Source organism: Bradyrhizobium sp. USDA 4451 (genome assembly GCF_054822585.1).
On sequence record NZ_JBTRCH010000001.1, the window covers coordinates 2,750,516 to 2,766,753 of the forward strand.

14 protein-coding genes are annotated in these 16,238 nt (G+C 65.7%); 3 read left to right on the forward strand and 11 right to left on the reverse strand.

The window, feature by feature from the left end:
• The 3 genes from ACVMB0_RS12675 to ACVMB0_RS12685 all read right to left on the reverse strand — a co-directional run bounded on the left by ACVMB0_RS12675 (position 1) and on the right by ACVMB0_RS12685 (position 2,077).
• Positions 1-489 carry a MarR family winged helix-turn-helix transcriptional regulator gene (locus tag ACVMB0_RS12675; protein WP_461346447.1) on the reverse strand — a complete coding sequence of 163 codons (489 nt, stop codon included), beginning with the start codon at positions 487-489 and terminating at the stop codon, positions 1-3.
• A gap of 84 nt (positions 490-573) precedes the next feature.
• Complete coding sequence (locus ACVMB0_RS12680) at positions 574-1,713, reverse strand: MFS transporter (RefSeq protein WP_461346448.1); 1,140 nt, start codon at positions 1,711-1,713, stop codon at positions 574-576.
• A 217-nt stretch (positions 1,714-1,930) separates the two neighbouring features.
• A complete protein-coding gene (locus ACVMB0_RS12685) occupies positions 1,931-2,077 on the reverse strand; it encodes a hypothetical protein (RefSeq protein WP_461346449.1) in 147 nt (48 codons plus the stop codon).
• A 154-nt stretch (positions 2,078-2,231) separates the two neighbouring features.
• Between ACVMB0_RS12685 and ACVMB0_RS12690 the strand changes: the two genes are divergently transcribed.
• Positions 2,232-2,444, forward strand: a complete 213-nt coding sequence (locus tag ACVMB0_RS12690) for a hypothetical protein (RefSeq protein ID WP_461346450.1) — start codon at positions 2,232-2,234, stop codon at positions 2,442-2,444.
• A gap of 48 nt (positions 2,445-2,492) precedes the next feature.
• On the opposite strand, the gene ACVMB0_RS12695 is transcribed toward ACVMB0_RS12690, so the two are convergent.
• A complete protein-coding gene (locus ACVMB0_RS12695; RefSeq protein ID WP_461346451.1) occupies positions 2,493-3,764 on the reverse strand; it encodes a hypothetical protein in 1,272 nt (423 codons plus the stop codon).
• A gap of 189 nt (positions 3,765-3,953) precedes the next feature.
• A complete protein-coding gene (locus ACVMB0_RS12700) occupies positions 3,954-4,511 on the reverse strand; it encodes an HNH endonuclease (protein ID WP_139486795.1) in 558 nt (185 codons plus the stop codon).
• Positions 4,512-4,701: 190 nt separating this feature from the next.
• Here ACVMB0_RS12700 and ACVMB0_RS12705 point away from each other — a divergent pair, with 190 nt between their 5' ends.
• The gene (locus ACVMB0_RS12705) at positions 4,702-6,462 is read left to right on the forward strand and encodes a chloride channel protein (protein WP_461346452.1); all 1,761 of its coding nucleotides are present in this window, start codon (positions 4,702-4,704) and stop codon (positions 6,460-6,462) included.
• A gap of 147 nt (positions 6,463-6,609) precedes the next feature.
• On the opposite strand, the gene ACVMB0_RS12710 is transcribed toward ACVMB0_RS12705, so the two are convergent.
• From ACVMB0_RS12710 to ACVMB0_RS12730, 5 genes are all read right to left on the reverse strand, one after another.
• A complete protein-coding gene (locus ACVMB0_RS12710; RefSeq protein ID WP_461346453.1) occupies positions 6,610-7,587 on the reverse strand; it encodes a peptidyl-alpha-hydroxyglycine alpha-amidating lyase family protein in 978 nt (325 codons plus the stop codon).
• 157 nt (positions 7,588-7,744) lie between these two features.
• A complete protein-coding gene (locus tag ACVMB0_RS12715; protein WP_461346454.1) occupies positions 7,745-9,532 on the reverse strand; it encodes a flavin-containing monooxygenase in 1,788 nt (595 codons plus the stop codon).
• A 100-nt stretch (positions 9,533-9,632) separates the two neighbouring features.
• On the reverse strand, positions 9,633-10,718 hold the full coding sequence (locus ACVMB0_RS12720) for a DUF2855 family protein (RefSeq protein WP_461346455.1): 1,086 nt from the start codon (positions 10,716-10,718) through the stop codon (positions 9,633-9,635).
• Positions 10,719-10,820: 102 nt separating this feature from the next.
• Positions 10,821-12,368, reverse strand: a complete 1,548-nt coding sequence (locus tag ACVMB0_RS12725) for an acyl-CoA synthetase (RefSeq protein WP_461349643.1) — start codon at positions 12,366-12,368, stop codon at positions 10,821-10,823.
• Entirely contained in the window at positions 12,365-13,336 is a 972-nt protein-coding gene (locus ACVMB0_RS12730) for an NAD(P)H-dependent flavin oxidoreductase (RefSeq protein WP_461346456.1), read from the reverse strand. Before ACVMB0_RS12730 ends, ACVMB0_RS12725 begins: the two co-directional genes overlap by 4 nt.
• Before the next feature lie 176 nt (positions 13,337-13,512).
• Here ACVMB0_RS12730 and ACVMB0_RS12735 point away from each other — a divergent pair, with 176 nt between their 5' ends.
• The gene (locus tag ACVMB0_RS12735) at positions 13,513-14,400 is read left to right on the forward strand and encodes a LysR family transcriptional regulator (RefSeq protein ID WP_461346457.1); all 888 of its coding nucleotides are present in this window, start codon (positions 13,513-13,515) and stop codon (positions 14,398-14,400) included.
• 107 nt (positions 14,401-14,507) lie between these two features.
• On the opposite strand, the gene ACVMB0_RS12740 is transcribed toward ACVMB0_RS12735, so the two are convergent.
• Positions 14,508-16,070, reverse strand: coding sequence for a glycoside hydrolase family 17 protein (locus tag ACVMB0_RS12740; protein ID WP_461349644.1), 1,563 nt, complete (start codon positions 16,068-16,070; stop codon positions 14,508-14,510).
• Positions 16,071-16,238 lie beyond the last annotated feature (168 nt).

The following is a 16,238-nucleotide window of genomic DNA, read 5'->3' on the forward strand; positions in this document are numbered from 1 at the left end:
CTATTTCGCCTCTTGGGCAGTTGCGGCCGGAGTCGTCTTGGCATCCTGCAAGCGGCTCGCGCGCTGCTCGATGCGCAGGAGCACCTCGAAGGTTACCGCAAGTTCCTCGCTGCCGATATCCTTCAGCAGGCTCGACCGCACGCGGCGCAGCACCCTGTTGGTTTCCTCGACCTTGGCTTGGCCGGTTGGGGTGAGATGCAGCGTCTTGGCGCGCCGATCGGTCGGGTCCTCGCGACGCTCGACCAGGCCTTCGGACTGCAGCAGATCGATCAACCGCACCAGCGACGGCCCCTCGATGCCCAACTCGTCGGCCAGCACGCCCTGGCGGACGTTCGCGCCCTGCCGCGACAGCACCAGCAGCGGAATCGCCGTCGCATAGGACAGGCCGTGCTCAGATAGCGCCTGATCCGACTCGCGGCGCCAGATCCGCCCGAGCCTGGTGATCAGGCGGCCGATCTCGGCGTGGATATGGGACTGCGACGGCGGCATGGGAATTAGATAGGATACGAACTATTAGGATACAACGATAGGGTTCCGCTCGGTGCGGGTGTTCACGCAAATGCGATCATGGCGTCAGTATTTCTGCACGGTCGACCGGAAGACGGTCCAGATCGCTACCGACAGAAAGCCCAGCCCGCCGAGCACGAGGAAGGCTGGGCCATAGCCGACCCATTGCGCGATCCAGCCGCCGAGCGCCGGGCTCAGCGAGGCGCCGATGCCTTGAATCGTGATCACCGCTCCCTGTCCAAGGTTGACGCGGCCGGTTCCGCTGAGCGAGCGCGCCACCATTCCCGGCACCGCGACGCTCTGCAGACCGGCACCGATGCCGTCGAGGACCTGCACAGGGAGAACGCCCCACCAGCCCGAAAGGAAGAAGGCGAGCGCGCCGCGCGCCGGCAAGGCCAGGAACGACAGCAACAGGACGGACCAATAGTTCCGCCGCTCGGCTGCGTGCATGCCGGCGATCGATGCGAGGATCATCACCGCCTGCGCAACCACGATCGTCGTCGCGACGAAGCTCGGACCATTGGCGTGATTGCCGGCGACCGCGGCAAGGCCGTAAAGCGGCACGATCGCAGCGTTGCCGAGGTGAAACGCAGCCAATGCGACCGCGAGCACCAGCAGCGGCCTGTGCTTGACCAACACGGAGAAGCCGCTGGGCTGGCTGTCCGGATCGTCTTCCTTACCGCGTGCCGCGTGGTGATTAATGCTGTCGGGCGGGATCATCAGGACACAAGCAATCGTGATCGCGCCGAACAGAGCGGCGAGGACGAAGACCGCCACATAGCCGTACTGCCAGCCGAGATAACCCGATGCCGCGGCACCGACCAGGTTGCCGGCGTGGTTGAACGCCTGGTTGCGGCCGTTCTGCCGGTTGAACCCGCGCTGCTTGACGATGCCGAGCGTGATGCCGGTGACCGCCGGAACGATCGCCGCACCCGCGATCGATGTCGCGACCTGCGACAGGGCGACGGCCCAGAAGTTTTGCGACATCAGGATGACCGTGGATCCCAGCACGACCGCCACGCCCGGGACGATCACCCAGGCCCGCTTGTGGTTCGTGGTATCGATGCAGCCGCCGATCGGCGTCGTGATCAGCATGCCGGCGACGTTACCGAGCGTCAGCGCGGTCCCGATCAGGCCGCTGGTCCAGCCATGCAGCTGAAGGAAGACGCCGACGAACGGTCCGATCCCCGACTGCATGTCTGCCATGAAGAAGTTCACGGCCAGCAGCGGCCAAAGGCGGGCAGGCGCAGAGGATTTCTTTGCGTTGCGATCGGGCATGTTCCATGAACGCGCGGGAACGCCGAACGGGCCGATCATGAATTGATAATTTCTGCGCAACCGGCAGCGCCGCAATCTGCATGGCGACAGGCCGCTTGCTCCCCGGCGGCTGCGAGGCGGCGTCGGACAGACGGTGCCGGCCCGCTTACCGCATCAGCGTGTAGGCGAGCACGACGACCCCGAGCGCGATGATCGCAGACGTGATGATCATGCCGTAGGGGCGCGCCCGGATCGCCTGCGTCGTCTCGGCGGTCCTTGCGGGAGCTGGTTCAGCGGGACCTTCTCGGACCATCCTTGGCGTCCTGCTCGTCACAACACATTCCGACGCGGCCGGTGCAGCTTCGTTCCTAACGTGCGAGGGCCGAACCGGAGCGCATAGGAACTTCGCTCCGAGGGCGTTGTTGAGGCCCTGTTCGGAGGCGCGCAGCTTGCGCAAGGAGAAGACGATGGGATTGGCTCAATACGCGGTGATTCCGGCCGGCGAGGAATGGGGCGTCCTGCATGACGGCAATCTCAACGCCGGGTACGCCACCAAGGAAGCTGCATTCGAGTCGGCCGCGGCTGCCGCGTCCCTGGCAATCAGGCTGGGGCACGAGGTCCACGTCAGCGTTCCCGGACGCGAAGAGGGCGAGGCGGCTCTCACCAAGCACCCGGCCTAGCCGCGAACGGCGCTTGCAGTCTGCATCGTCGCGCTGCGGCGCCCGACCTCAGCCGAAGTCGTGCATCAATCGGCTCCAGTCCTCGCCGGCGAGGCCGCCGACATAGATGTCGCCGCGTATAATGGCCTCGTTGACTTCCGGAATACGCGTCAACGCCATGGCGAAGGCGCGGTGCCGGAACACCAGCCCGCGCTGCAGCCCGAGCCCTGCCATCAGTGCCGGTTGCGCGCGGCCGCGGGCTTCGGCATGGCCGGTGTTCTCGAGGTGGCGGAACATCGCACACAGCACGCCAACCTCCTGGTCGGGACGCGACAGGATGTTGAGAACATGCGCGGTCCGCCCCGGGGCCGCATAGTACACAAAACAGCCGATCGGCGTGCCGGACTGGTCTTCGACCGCACGGATCGTGAATGAGCCGAGTGTGGTGTTCTGCGCCGCCAGGCCGACCAGCCAGCCCAGCTCATCCTCCGACCAAAGCGGACGGACGGCGTAGTGGGCAATGAACTCCGGCGCGCGCGTGAGGAAGTCCGCGACAGACATTTCCCGCACCTTGAGGCCGGCGGGGCCCTCGGTGTCGCCGTCGCCGCGCAGGCGGCTCAGCAGCGCGTCGACGGGACGCGCGAGCGTTGCCAGGCCCCGATCGAGGCCGCGCAAGACGCGCTGCGAAAGACGTCCGACGAACGCTGCCACCGGACGGAAGGTGCGCACCCATTCCAGGTTCTGCAGCGGAATCGTTTTCCCGCCGATCGCCAGCAGCGACTTGGCGCTGGTCGGCGATGCACTGTCGCAGAACGAAAGACCAGCCCTTTTCGGCCGCAGACCAAGATTGAGCTGGGCCGCACCGGCGGAGTCCCGGTTTGTCATGAAGACGCCGAGCAGCCGACCCGGGATGACGTTGCCGCAGGCCATGAAGTGCATCGGGATCGCGAGCAGCGCGCTCGAGATGCGGCCATCCTGCTGTTGATAGATTTGCGTGCCCGCCGCTTCGCTGTAGGACGGTGATCCCAGGGTCAACGCATGCAGATAGCCTTTGAGATCCGCGCTGGCGGGTTTGTCGATGCCCCTGAAGACCTTGAGGAAGAGACCCGCGACCGCAGCAACGTCTGCCGTGGTCATCGGCCTGGCGGCGCCCTTGCGTGACGTTTGCGGGGCGGCCTGGGCGGTCGGTTCGGACTGCTGCCGCGGATGATCCGGCACGATCGACAGACTGTCGCGCGGATGGATGAGCCGGACCGCCGTATCGGACGTTACGCTAAGCATGATTCGCCATCTCGTCTCCTGCCGCCCAATTGCGACAGCACCGTCGGACGACAGAATCAATGCCAGCCGACAAGCTCGGGTCGGTCGCCATCACGCGAGCATGACAATTTCAGAACTGCTCCGCGCAGGCGTGCGTCCTTGCTTCGACTCTCCAGCGAGACCTGTGAGCCGTCAACAAATTCAGCTTGTGGAGGTTAATTCGTTAACCTTGCGGCCCGTCGCGGCACAGCCGCACCGCCGAGACCGAGATTACGGATCGAGCTCAGTATCCCAATAGAGATAATCGAGCCAGCTCTCGTGCAGATAGTTCGGCGGGAACAGCCGGCCGTTGCGATGGAGCTGATGCACGGTGGGTGCATAGGGCGTCTGCTTCGGAAACATCTTGGCCTGCTGCGGCGTCAGATTGCCCTTGCGCAAATTGCAGGGCGAGCAGGCGGCGACGACGTTCTCCCAGGTGGTCTGGCCACCCTTGCTGCGGGGAATGATGTGATCGAAGGTGAGGTCGTCGGCCGACAGGCAATATTGGCAACTGAATCGGTCGCGAAGGAAGACGTTGAACCGGGTGAAGGCGGGGTGGGTGGTCGGCTTGACGAAGGATTTGAGGGATACGACGCTCGGCAGCTGGATTTCGAAGGAAGGACTTCGTACCGCGCGGTCGTAATATTCGACGATGTTGACACGATCGAGGAACACCGCCTTGATCGCGTCCTGCCAGGACCAGAGCGACAGCGGGTAATAACTCAGCGGCCGGAAGTCCGCATTCAACACCAGCACCGGCCAACCGCCTTGCGAGACATGTGCGTTCAAATAACGCTCCTGACTCCCATTAGCTGCGAAGCAGCATGCACTCACATACTACAGGCAGCGTGACGGGATTGTGAAGAGCAATGAGCGGCTTATCCGCCATCCCCTGCCATGTTCCTGCCCCGATTGCCTCCTGCCCGCGAGGCCCGTAAAGGGAGCCGCAAGCTCCCTCGGCCAGTGACGGACCCTGCCGATGACCACGACATCACGCTATCTCGAGGCGCCGCGCCGGTTGCGCGCATTCGTGCGTGCGCACGAGACGAGCCTCGTGGTGCTGGCGGTGCTGATCGGCGCCATCGGCGGCCTCGTGGTGGCGGTCATGAGCGGCCTCGTCACGGTGCTGCATTCGGTGCTGTTCAATCTGCCGCTGGGTGACCGGCTGTCGAGCCAGCCCAGCATCGATCCCGTGCGCGCACTGCTGGTTCCCACGGTTGGCGGCTTGCTGCTGGGATTTGCGTTCCTGCTGCTGCTCCGGGTCCGGCCGGCCCGCGAGATCGACCCGATCGAGGCCAATGCGCTCTATGGCGGGCGGATGTCGTTCCGCGGCAGCGTGATCGTGGCGCTGCAGACGATCTGGTCGAGCGGCGTCGGCGGCTCGGTCGGGCTCGAGGCCGGCTACACCCAATTGTCCAGCGGCCTGGCCGCCTCGCTCGGCCGCGGCTTCCACCTCCGCCGCAACGACCAGCGAATCATGGTCGGCTGCGGCGCGGCGGCGGCGATCGCGGGGGCCTTCAGCGCGCCGCTCGCCGGCGCCTTCTATGCTTTCGAACTTGTGATCGGCGGTTACACGCCGGCAAGCCTGACCCCGGTCGGCGTGGCGGCGGTGACCGGCTACTTCGTGGCCCATGCCTTCGAGCCGCTGCCGCTCGGGGTCGGCGTCGGAACCGTCGGCGACGTGCTCGGGCGCGATCTCGCGATTGCCGCGCTGCTCGGCATGGTCGCGGCGCTGACCGGGATCGCGATCATGCGCGGGGTGACGCTGTGCGAGGCGCTGCTGACGAAGACCCGCCTCTGGCAGCCGCTGCGGCCGGCGCTCGGCGGGCTTGCGGTCGGCGCGATGGCGCTGTTGACGCCGCAGGTGATGTCGTCGGGCCATGGCGCGCTGCGCTTCGCCGGCATCGTGGCGATGCCGCTTGCCTTCATCGCTGGCGTGTTCGTGCTGAAGGCGATCGCCTCGATCGTCTCGCTCGGCTCCGGCTTCCGCGGCGGGTTGTTCTTCGCCACGCTGTTCATGGGCGCGCTCGGCGGCCGGCTGTTCGCGGCCGGCGTCGACATCGTGTGGCCGGGGCTCAACCTCGATCCCAACGCCTATGCGGTGATCGGCATGAGCGCGCTGTCGGCCTCGGTGATCGGCGGTCCCTTGACGATGTCGTTCATCGCGCTGGAATCCACCGGCAATCTCTGGCTCACCACCGCAGTGCTGGTCGCGGTCATCATCTCGACCACGATCACGCGCGAATTGTTCGGCTATTCGTTCGCGACCTGGCGGCTGCATCTGCGCGGCGAGACCATCCGCAGCGCCGCCGACATCGGCTGGATTCGCGATCTCACGGTCGGCAAGATGATGCGGCAGGACATCACGACGGTGAGCGCCGCCATGCCGATCGAGGCGTTCCGCGAGGAATTTCCGCCGGGCTCGAAGACCCAGGTGGTCGCGATCGACGGCGAGGGACGCTATGCCGGGCTGGCGCTGGTTGCCGAGGCGCATGCGCCCGATCTCGAGGCCGACAAGGGACTGGTCGGCATCCTGCGCTACGCCGACGTGGTGCTGCATCCCGGCATGAACGTGCAGGAGGCGATCGCGGTGTTCGACGCCGCCGAAGCCGAATCGCTCGCCGTGGTCGAAGGTGATGGCGCCCGGCGGCCGATCGGCCTGCTCACCGAAGCGCACGCGATGCGGCGCTACGCGGAAGAATCCGAGCAGCGCCGCCGCGAGGTGATCGGCGAGATTTGATTTTCGCGGGTGCGCTTTTTCGACCCGTCATCCTGAGGTGCGCGCTCTTGCGCGCCTCGAAGGATGCACGGGCACCGGCCGGGCCGTCGACCCTTCGAGGCTCGCTCCGCTCGCACCTCAGGGTGACGGGATTAAAGCGGAGCTTCGCTACGCCGTCACCCGCTCCAGCTTCTGCAGGCACCGCGTCACGCGCACCGCGGCGGGCATCTCGGTGTCCGGAAAACTGGTCGTCCAGTCGGTGACGCCGACCTCGCCGACATAGATGTCGCCGCGGGAATCCAGCGCGAGGCCGTGCGGCGCCAGGAATTTTCCGGTCTCGACGCCGGGGCCGCGCTCGCCGCCGAGCCGGGCGATGTGCCTGCCGGTGTGATCGACGATCGACAGCCGCGGGCCGAGATTGGGCACCTTGCGGTTCACGGCCATGCCGGGACCGAGCTCGCCGATCACGAAGTTCGGCTGCTTGCCGCCGCCGCAACGGCACAGCGCGCAAGGCCGGTGCAGATTGTTCCACTGGGTCTCGTATCTGCCGTTGCCGTCGAACACCTGGACGCGGTGGTTCTCGCGATCGGCGACGTAGACGAAGCCGTCGGCGTCGGTGGCGATGTTGTGCACGATGTTGAACTGGCCGGGATCGGTGCCAGGCTCGCCCCAGCTTTTGATCAGCCTGCCGTCCGGCGTGTATTTGTGGACGCAGGCATTGCCGTAGCCGTCGGAGACGTAGATCTCGCCGCTCGGCGACAGCGCGGTATGGGTGCAGCGGTGGAACGGCTCGCCGCTCATGAACGGCGCCGGCTTGTGCGGGATGCCGATCGTCAGCAGCACCTTGCCGTCGGTGGTGCATTTGCGCACGGTGTGGTCGCCGTCATCGGTGCAATAGAGGTTGTCCTCGGCGTCGATATGCAGGCCGTGAGCGCGCGAGAACACGCCTTCGCCCCAGCTCCTGATGAAGTTTCCTTCGCGGTCGAGCACCACCATCGGATGGTCGCCGCGGTTGAAGACATAGACGCGGTCCTTGCTGTCGACGGCGACGGAGGCCACGTCGGTCAGGCTCCAGCCGTCGGGCAGTTTTGCGAAGTTCTCCACGACGCGGTAGCGGTGCTCGCCGGTGCCGAGGATGGTTGGCATTGTATGTTCCTCTCTCATCTCGTCATTCCCCGGTGCGCAATTGCGCACCTGAGGATGCGCGAAGCGCAGGCCCGGAATCCATTTATCCGCAGCGTCTGTGGCCTGATGGATTCCGGGCTCGATGCTGCGCATCGCCCCGGAATGACGTTTGTGGGAGTTACGCAAGCCTCGCCACCGGCCCGACATCGCGCGGCAGCAGGCCCTCTTCGATCGCCTTGATCTGCAGCGCGAGGTAGCGCGAGTTGATGCGGCATTGCGCGAGGCTGCCGGCGATGAACCACAGGCCGGGCTGCGGCGTGCGGGTGTACATGTTGCGCAGCTCCTGACCGTCGCCAAAGCCCCAGATCGGACCGATTCGCGCGGCCATCGCCGCGCCGAACAGCTTCTTCACCAGCTCTTCCTGCGGCCGGTAGCCGGTCGCGAGCACGATCAGATCGGCTTCCACGGTTTCGCCGGTCTTCAGCCGCGCGCCGTCGGCCACGAAGGTCTCGATGTCGGCAAATTGCTTCAGGGCGATCGCGCCGCTCGCGACGAGATCGGAGCAGCCGACGTTGAAGTAGTAGCCGCCGCCGCGGGTCAGGTATTTGAACTGCCAGCCGGTGCCGCCGTCGCCGAAATCGAGCTTGAAGCCCTTGCGCGCGAGGCCGTCGAGCAGCGTCTTGTCAAGCTGCTTGGATTGCTCGGTCATCAGCACGTGGCTGCGCTTGGCGAGTGTCAGCGGCATCGAGGTCGCGATCAGGTCATTGTCCTCGAGCGAGCCTTCGTTATAGGCGGCATAGGCCAGCTGCGCCGACGGTTCGATATTGGTGACGAGGGTCGAGGAGCGCTGCACCAGCGTCACGTCGGCGCCGGAGGAATGCAGGTCCTGCGCAATGTCGTGACCGCTGTTGCCGGTGCCGATCACCAGCGCACGCTTGCCGGTCCAGGTCTCGCCGTCCTCGTAGCGGCTGGAATGCATGACCTTGCCGGAGAAATTCTTCAGGCCGGGGATCTCGGGCAGATTGGGGATGCCGCTGACGCCGGTTGCCATCACGACATGGCGCGGCTGCATCTCGCGTATCGTGCCGTCGGCGCGGCGCAGTTCCACGGTCCAGCGTCCGTGTGCGTCGTCATAGCTGCCGCCCAGGAATTCCGTGCCGGTCCAGAAGTTCAGCTCCATGGCGTCGACATAGGATTCGAACCAGTTGGCGAGCTTGTCCTTCGGGATGTAGGTCGGCCAGTTCGGCGGGAACGGCATGTAGGGCAGATGATTGACCTGCACCTGATTGTGCAGGGTCAGCGCGTGATAGCGCTTGCGCCAATTGTCGCCGACCCGCGCCTCGCGGTCGACGATCAGCGCGTCGATCTTGAGTGCTTGCAGCCGCGCGGCGATCGCAAGCCCGGCCTGTCCGCCGCCGACCACCAGCACAGCGGGATCGCGGCCGGCATATTCGATGGACGCCTTGCGCAGGTCGAGCCAGTTGGGGCCGCGGAAGTCGCGCGAATAGGCCTGTCCGCGCGGTCGTGTGTAGCCCTGCTGCTCCTCGAACCCCTTCAGCTCCTCGAGCGCGGTCAGCAAGGTCCAGGCCTTCAGCCGGTCGCTATCGGCGGCATCTGGGATCAGCCGCACGATGCCGTGGCCGCGGCCAATGGCGGTCTCGAACTTGAAGATCGCCTCGATCGCATCCGTGCCGGCGCGCGTGACCCGGCGCGGCGCCGCGCGCTCGGCATCGATGCGAAAATGATGCGGCGTGCTGCGCCGCGCATGCGCCGGCAGTTCCTCGATGATGGCGAAGGCGCGGTTGATGGTCTGGATGTTCCAGCTCAGCGCCAGCACGTCGCGCCAGTAGCTGTCGGGATGGAACAGCGGCTTCAGCAGCACATCGTCGGGGCCGGCCAGCGCATCCTCGAACTGCACGAGCCAATTGTCGGCGGCGACCGAGATATCGTCCGTCTTGTCGAGCATTGAGTGTTTCCCGCCATCGGCCGCCTTGATGCGGCGCTCCTATTGCCGCAAAGCCTATACCGATCCGAAGCCACGCTGAAAGGGCGTGACGGGATGGCGCCTATTCGGCGAGCGACAGGATCAGGCCTTGATCCGGCGGGACGCGGCCCTGCAGGGTATCGAGATAAGCCTCGCGCACGGCAGCCGGACCGCGCCGCTCGACGACATCGAGCCAATCGGGCAGATGCGGCACAAGCTCGGCCCAGGCGCCGCCAAAGCGCTGCTCGATGCCGCCGGGACCCCATTCCTTGGCGCGCTTGCGGATCTGGTCGGGCGCGAAGAACCACACCGGCTTGGCACCGGGCAGCGTCGGCTCGTCCGGCTCGCTCGCGCGATGGGTGAGGCCGACCCGGCCGGAATAGACCATCTGTGCGCCGAAGTGCCGGTGCAGGCTCTCGCGCAGCGCGCTGTTGCCGGCCATGTCGACATAGGCGACCGGTTCGGCCGGCGGAATCGCGCCGACCTGGTCATAGGTGACGACCTCGTCATAGCAGCCGAGCGAGGCGACGAAATCGACATTGCCCTTCGAGGTCAGCCCGATCACGCGGATGCCACGCTTATGCAGCAGATGGGCAAGCCCGAACGCGGTCTTGCTCGAGGCCGACGACAGGATGACGCGGCGCGCACCGTAGAATTCGTTCTCGGCAAGCGCATCGTCGACCAGGAACGACAGCATGAACAGCGGCAGCATCAGCGCCCGGAAGTCGCCTTGCCAGCCGGCATAGGTCGGGTCAGCGGAGACGCGGGCATAATTGTTGTAGACCGGCGCGACCTCCTGCCGGTGCGCGGCGCCGTCACGCAGGCCGCGCTTGCTGACGTCGGCCGCCTCGATCACCAGATGGGTCGCCATCGGGAAATAACCGAACAGCGTCTCGCCGACGGCGATCATGGGATGTTTCGAGGCCAGCACCTCGCCAAAACCCCACACCGGGATGATGCCGTAGCCGTCGGGTGCCGGGAACAGCTGCCAGTATTTCAGCTGCTCGCCGATCACGGCGTAGGTGATGTTGTTGGCGGTGAAGGCGAAGCGGGTGACCTTGACCAGCAGCGCATCGGCCGGCAGCGCTGCGGTATCAGGCAGCTTTGTCTCGATCAGCTTGCACTGCTGCAGATCGTTGCGGATGATGATGAAGTCGGTCGAGTTCATGGCGATGATCCCAGCTGCGGATGCCGGCGGATCGTTGCGTCGATTGCCGGTGTTTTGCAACAGCAACTAAGTTTCAAACGCCGTTCGCTTCACCGCCACCGTTCAGCGAAGCTGTCCTTCGCGGTAGAGATCGCGCAGCTTGCGCTTGAAGATCTTGCCGGTCGCCTCGCGCGGCAGCGCATCCATGAAGCGGATGTCGCGCGGCACCTTGAAGTTGGCGAGCTTGCCGCGCAGGAAATCCTGGATCGCCGCAGCCGACAGCGTGCTGCCGGCTTCCGGCTCGACGCAGGCGAACAGCCGCTCGCCATATTCGTCGTCGGGAACGCCGAACACCGCGCAGTCGCGCACCCCGTCCATGCCGATCAGGGTGTTCTCGATCTCGGCGGGATAGATGTTGACGCCGCCCGAGATCACCATGTCGCGCTTGCGGTCGCACAGGAACAGATAGCCGTCGGCGTCGAGATAGCCGACATCGCCGACGCTGATCAGGCCGTCGCGGTCGGCCTCGGTGCGCGCCTTGGCGTTGCCGTGGTAATCGAAATCCGAGATCAATGTTTGACGCATGAAGATTTCGCCGGGCTCGCCGACGTCGCATTGCGTCCCGTCCGGCCGGAAGATCCTGACGATGCCGCCCTCGATGGCGCGGCCGACCGTGCCGGGCTTGGCCAGCGCTTCGGCCGACGAATGCCACACCGGGATGCCGGTCTCGGTCGAGCCGAGATATTCGTTGATGACCGGTCCCCACCACTCGATCATCGCGCGCTTGACGTCGACCGGGCAGGGCGCCGCGCCATGCACGATGAAGCGCAGCGACGTCAGGTCGTAGCGGCGCCGCGTCTCCTCCGGCAGCCGCAGCAGCCGCACGAACATCGTCGGCACCATATGCATATGCGTGACATGGTGGCGCTCGATCAGTTGCAGCAGGTCCTCGGGATCGAAGCGCGGCTCGAGCACGATCGCGCAGCCGCTGCGGAACGCGAGCATGCCGTAGGAGTGCGGCGCCGAATGGTACATCGGGCCGTTCATCAGGACCACCTGGTCTTCATTCGGCTTGACGCCGTAGGTGAGGGCGCCGACGCGCGCGGCGGCCGCCTGCTGCTCCGGCCGCATCGGCTTGCGCTTGACGCCCTTCGGCAGTCCTGTCGTGCCCGAGGTGTAGAACATCGGCGCCGCGCCGATCGGCGCGTCGGTGAGCGGCTGATGCGTCTCGCGCCAGATATCCCAATCGGTCATGCCGTCTGGCACGGTTGTGAGCGCGGGAGCCACGCCATAGGCCGCGGCGATCTCCGGCGGCGTCGTCACCACCAATAGCCTGATTCCAGCAGGCAGTCCGTCGCGGATCTGCGGCAGCAGGTCGGCGTGGCAGACCAGCGTGTCGGCGCCGCTGTCGGTGAGGATGTAGGCGACCTCGTCGGCCTTCAGATGCCAGTTGATCGGCACCACCGGGCTGCCGAGCGCAGCCGCGGCCGCGACCACCTCGAACAGCGCGAAATCGTTGCGCAGCATCATGCCGACCGGCTTGCCGCCCTGCACGCCGACTGCGCGGAAGCCGGTGGCGGCCCGCGCGATGCGGGCGTGGATGTCCGCGTAGCTGATCTGTCGGTCGCCGCTGATGATCATGCGTTTCTCCGGGCGGTCGTCGAACCTCAGGCGCTGGCCTGAAGGAACTCGCTGCGCGCCGCATTAAACTCCGCCTTCAGCCGCGCCACTAGGTCGGCGACCGGCGGGGCGTCGACGATCTGGCCGATGCCCTGCCCCGAGCCCCAGATGTCGCGCCAGGCCTTGACCTTCATGTTGCCGCCGGAGCCGAAATTCATCTTGGACTTGTCGGCGACCGGCAGATTGGCCGGATCGAGACCTGCCGCGGCGATCGACGGTCCGAGGTAGTTGCCGTGCACGCCGGTGAACAGGTTCGAATAGACGATGTCGTGCGCGGCGTATTCAGTCAGCGCCTGCTTGTACTTGAGGTCGGCATTGGCTTCCTCGGTCGCGATGAAGCGGGTGCCGATATAGGCAAGGTCGGCGCCGAGCGCGAGCGCGGACGCGATGCTCCAGCCGTCGGAGATCGCGCCCGACAGCAGGATCGTGCCCTTGAACCATTGCTTGACCTCGCGCACCAGCGCGAACGGCGACAGCGTGCCGGCATGGCCGCCGGCGCCGGCGCAGACCAGGATCAGGCCGTCGACGCCCTGCTCGGCGGCCTTGCGGGCGTGCTTCACATTGATGACGTCGTGGAACACCACGCCGCCATAGGAATGCGCGGCCTCGACGATCTCGGACGGCGGACGCAGCGAGGTGATGATGACGGGTACCTTGTGTTTCACGCAGGTTTCCATGTCGCGCATCAAGCGATCGTTGGAGGCGTGGCAGATCTGGTTGACCGCGTAGGGCGCGACCTTCTTCTCGGGATGCAGCGCCTGGTACTCGCCGAGCTCGTTCTCGATCTGAGTCAGCCACTCGCCGAGCTTCTCGGCCGGGCGGGCGTTCAGTGCCGGGAACGAGCCGACGATGCCGGCCTTGCACTGCGCGATCACAAGCTCGGGACCCGAGACGATGAACAGCGGGGAGCCGACGACCGGCAGTTCGAGCTTGTTGGCGAGCGACGCGGGCAGCGACATTGTTCGGATCCTCCATGGGTCGACCGCTCGGCCGGTGGCCAAAGCGGTTCGCGATTTGTTGTGATGGCTTGGAGCGGCGGCGCTCTTGCGTCGCAATATAGGGCTGGACGGTTGCGCGATGGCGTTCAATATTGAACAGTCAGTTGCCCAGAAATGAACATAGGCGGACGAGCGGCATGGACTGGGAGCTTTGCAAGACCTTCGTCGCGGTGGCGGAAACGCGCAGTTTCGCCGCCGCGGCGCGGCGGCTGCGCATCAGCCATCCCACCGTCGGCCGCAACGTCGCGGCGCTCGAGAAGCAGCTCGGGACCCGGCTGTTCGCGCGGTCCAATGACGGTTTGTCGCTGACCTCGCATGGCCGCAAGTTCCGCGAGCACACGGAGGTGATGGCCGCGGCCGCCTTGCGCGCGGAAGCCTCGGCGTCCGCCACCGGCGAGCAGGCCCGTGGCGTGGTCAAGCTGTCGATCGGCGCGACGCTTGCCGCGCACTGGCTGATGCCGCGGCTCGGGCCGTTCCTGCGCGATCACCCCAATATCCAGCTCGAGATCATCACGCATCCTTTTCCGGCCAGCGTGCGCCGCCGCGAGGCCGATGTGGTGCTGCGGCCGGTCGATGCAGGGGATGAGAACCTGATCGGGCGCAGGATCGGCCGGCTCGGCGCCGGCTTCTATGCCTCACGCCTCTATGCGGCCGGGCGCAAGCTTCCGGAGCGGCCGGACGAGTGGAAGGGCCACAGCGTGATCGGGTTTGCCGATCAGGCCTCGAATGTGCGGCTGGCGCGGTGGAGCGATGCCATCACGCGGCAGGGCACGCTGGTGATGCGCTGTTCCTCGCAAGGCGACATGCTGGCGGCGGCGCGGGCCGGACTCGGAATTTGTGCGCTGTCCTGCTTGGTCGGAGCCGATTATCCAGATCTGGTCCGGGTCGCGCCGCAGAAGCTCGCGAGCCTCTCCGATCTGTGGCTGCTCGCCCATCCCGATCTGGTGGAATTGCCGTCGGTGCGCGCGGTGATCAGCTTCGTCACCGACAGCGCGCGGGAAGATCGCGTCAGGCTGCGCGGCTAGAGCGTTTTCGAGCGAAGTGGATACCGGTTCGCGTTAAGGAAACGCGTCAAAACAAGAATCTAGAGCGCCGTTCCGATTCAATTCGGAATGGCGCTCTAGGCACTGTCTCAGGCGCGCGCCCGCCACAGCGTCCCCGCAAGAAGCACAAAGATCGCACAGGTCCACAGCGCCTGCCAGTTCTCAAATCCTTCGTTGAGGAGCGTATAGATGGCAGCTCCGACAAAGATGCCGGCGAAGATCGATTCCGCCAGCGGCCGGACTCCCTTGGTCGGCGGATTGAGCAGCGTCATCGCCGCAAACGGCACCGCCGCCATGGTGAGTGGCGCAAACGGAAAATCGATGAAGCGCGGGTCGAACACCAGACCGATCGCGGCCGCCGTGCCGACCACGACGGTGACGATCAGGGCCAATCCGTGCAAGGTCACCAGCACCGTCTCGGTGTGGTAGCCCGTCGGCCCCAGCAACTCCTGGAAGCTGGGCGGTGCGCGGCTCGATATCAGGGCGTTGGCGGCGAACAGCGGCGACGCCGTCGCCGCCACCAGAAGCGAGCCCCAGATAAGCCAGCCTCCCGTTCCGGTGCTTTCGTAGATCATTCGCTGGGCGGCGACCCCGAACAGGATTCCGGCGGTGGTCGCCGATACGCTAACCGCAAGCCATGGTGCGAATTCGGGCGTCCTCGGCTTGCGGCGCAAGCTCAGCCATGCCGCGCCGAACACCAGCATCGCCAGCGCCATTCCGCCGGCCATCTGCAATTTCCAGGACGGAAAATTGCTGATCGGCACGCCGGCCGGATATTTCAGCGTGCGCTGTTCGGAATCGAACAGGCCCCAGGATCCGCCAATGGTGCCCTCGATCTCGCGCTTCCAGCCTTCATCATAGGCCTCGAACAGGTTGACGCGGAAATGCTCGCGGCGAGCCAGATCGAGCACCTCCGAGACCACTCGTGCCTGATTGATGCGCGACGGCAGCGCGGATTCGCGCATGCGCCCCTCGCTCGGCCAGCCGATTTCGCCGATGAAGATTTCCTTGCCCGGAAAAACCGCCGCGACCTGCCGGCGCATCTCGTCGGCATGCGCGGCGGCATGTTCCGCGGCGATTGGAACATTCTCCCAATAGGGCAGGATGTGAATGGTGACGAAGTCGACGGCATCGGCGAGTTCGCGATTGCTCAGCCAGAACTCCCAGACGTCGGCATAGGTGACGGGGACGGCGACCCGCGCCTTGATCGCGCGGATCGTGGCGGCGAGGTCGGACGCCGACATTTCCTTGCGCAACAAAACCTCGTTGCCGACCACGAGTGCGATGATCGTGTCCGGATATTGCCTGGCGAGGCGGATCGCCGTCTCGACCTGCGTCGCGTTCTTCTTGCGGTCCCGGTCGAGGAAAATGCCCTGGATGACTTTCAGTCCGGCCTTGGCTGCTAACCCGGGAATCTGATCGAGACCGAGATCGGTCGCATAGGTCCGGATGCAGTGGGAAATCTTCGCAAGCTGAGCGAGGTCCTCCGCGATCTGCTGCGGCGAGACCTGCGTCGCCGGCGAAAGTGATGTCTGATTGTTTCGGAACGGCGCGTACGAGATGCACTGCACTTTGTCGTTCGGATCGATCGGCGCCCGCGCGAGGCTCACCGGGATGCCCAGCCACCACCACGCGGCGGCGATGGCGCCCAGCGAGATCGCGAGCAGCGTCAGCGGGATACGGGGAGAAACCAGGTCCGTCCTCCTTGCCGGAAGGATGTGCTGGGCGTGCTAAATGGGCGGGGCCGGCAAATTGAAAAAGTATCTGTCGGCTGATGCTATATCACGCGATCGCGTGTCGGTATGTTTTTCTTGATGACA

Bases quoted from the DNA above. Each gene is read 5' to 3' on its own strand.
- ACVMB0_RS12675 (WP_461346447.1), bottom strand. From the start codon at position 489: ATGCCGCCGTCGCAGTCCCATATCCACGCCGAGATCGGCCGCCTGATC.
- ACVMB0_RS12680 (WP_461346448.1), bottom strand. From the start codon at position 1,713: ATGGCAGACATGCAGTCGGGGATCGGACCGTTCGTCGGCGTCTTCCTT.
- ACVMB0_RS12685 (WP_461346449.1), bottom strand. From the start codon at position 2,077: ATGGTCCGAGAAGGTCCCGCTGAACCAGCTCCCGCAAGGACCGCCGAG.
- ACVMB0_RS12690 (WP_461346450.1), top strand. From the start codon at position 2,232: ATGGGATTGGCTCAATACGCGGTGATTCCGGCCGGCGAGGAATGGGGC.
- ACVMB0_RS12705 (WP_461346452.1), top strand. From the start codon at position 4,702: ATGACCACGACATCACGCTATCTCGAGGCGCCGCGCCGGTTGCGCGCA.
- ACVMB0_RS12710 (WP_461346453.1), bottom strand. From the start codon at position 7,587: ATGCCAACCATCCTCGGCACCGGCGAGCACCGCTACCGCGTCGTGGAG.
- ACVMB0_RS12715 (WP_461346454.1), bottom strand. From the start codon at position 9,532: ATGCTCGACAAGACGGACGATATCTCGGTCGCCGCCGACAATTGGCTC.
- ACVMB0_RS12720 (WP_461346455.1), bottom strand. From the start codon at position 10,718: ATGAACTCGACCGACTTCATCATCATCCGCAACGATCTGCAGCAGTGC.
- ACVMB0_RS12730 (WP_461346456.1), bottom strand. From the start codon at position 13,336: ATGTCGCTGCCCGCGTCGCTCGCCAACAAGCTCGAACTGCCGGTCGTC.
- ACVMB0_RS12735 (WP_461346457.1), top strand. From the start codon at position 13,513: ATGGACTGGGAGCTTTGCAAGACCTTCGTCGCGGTGGCGGAAACGCGC.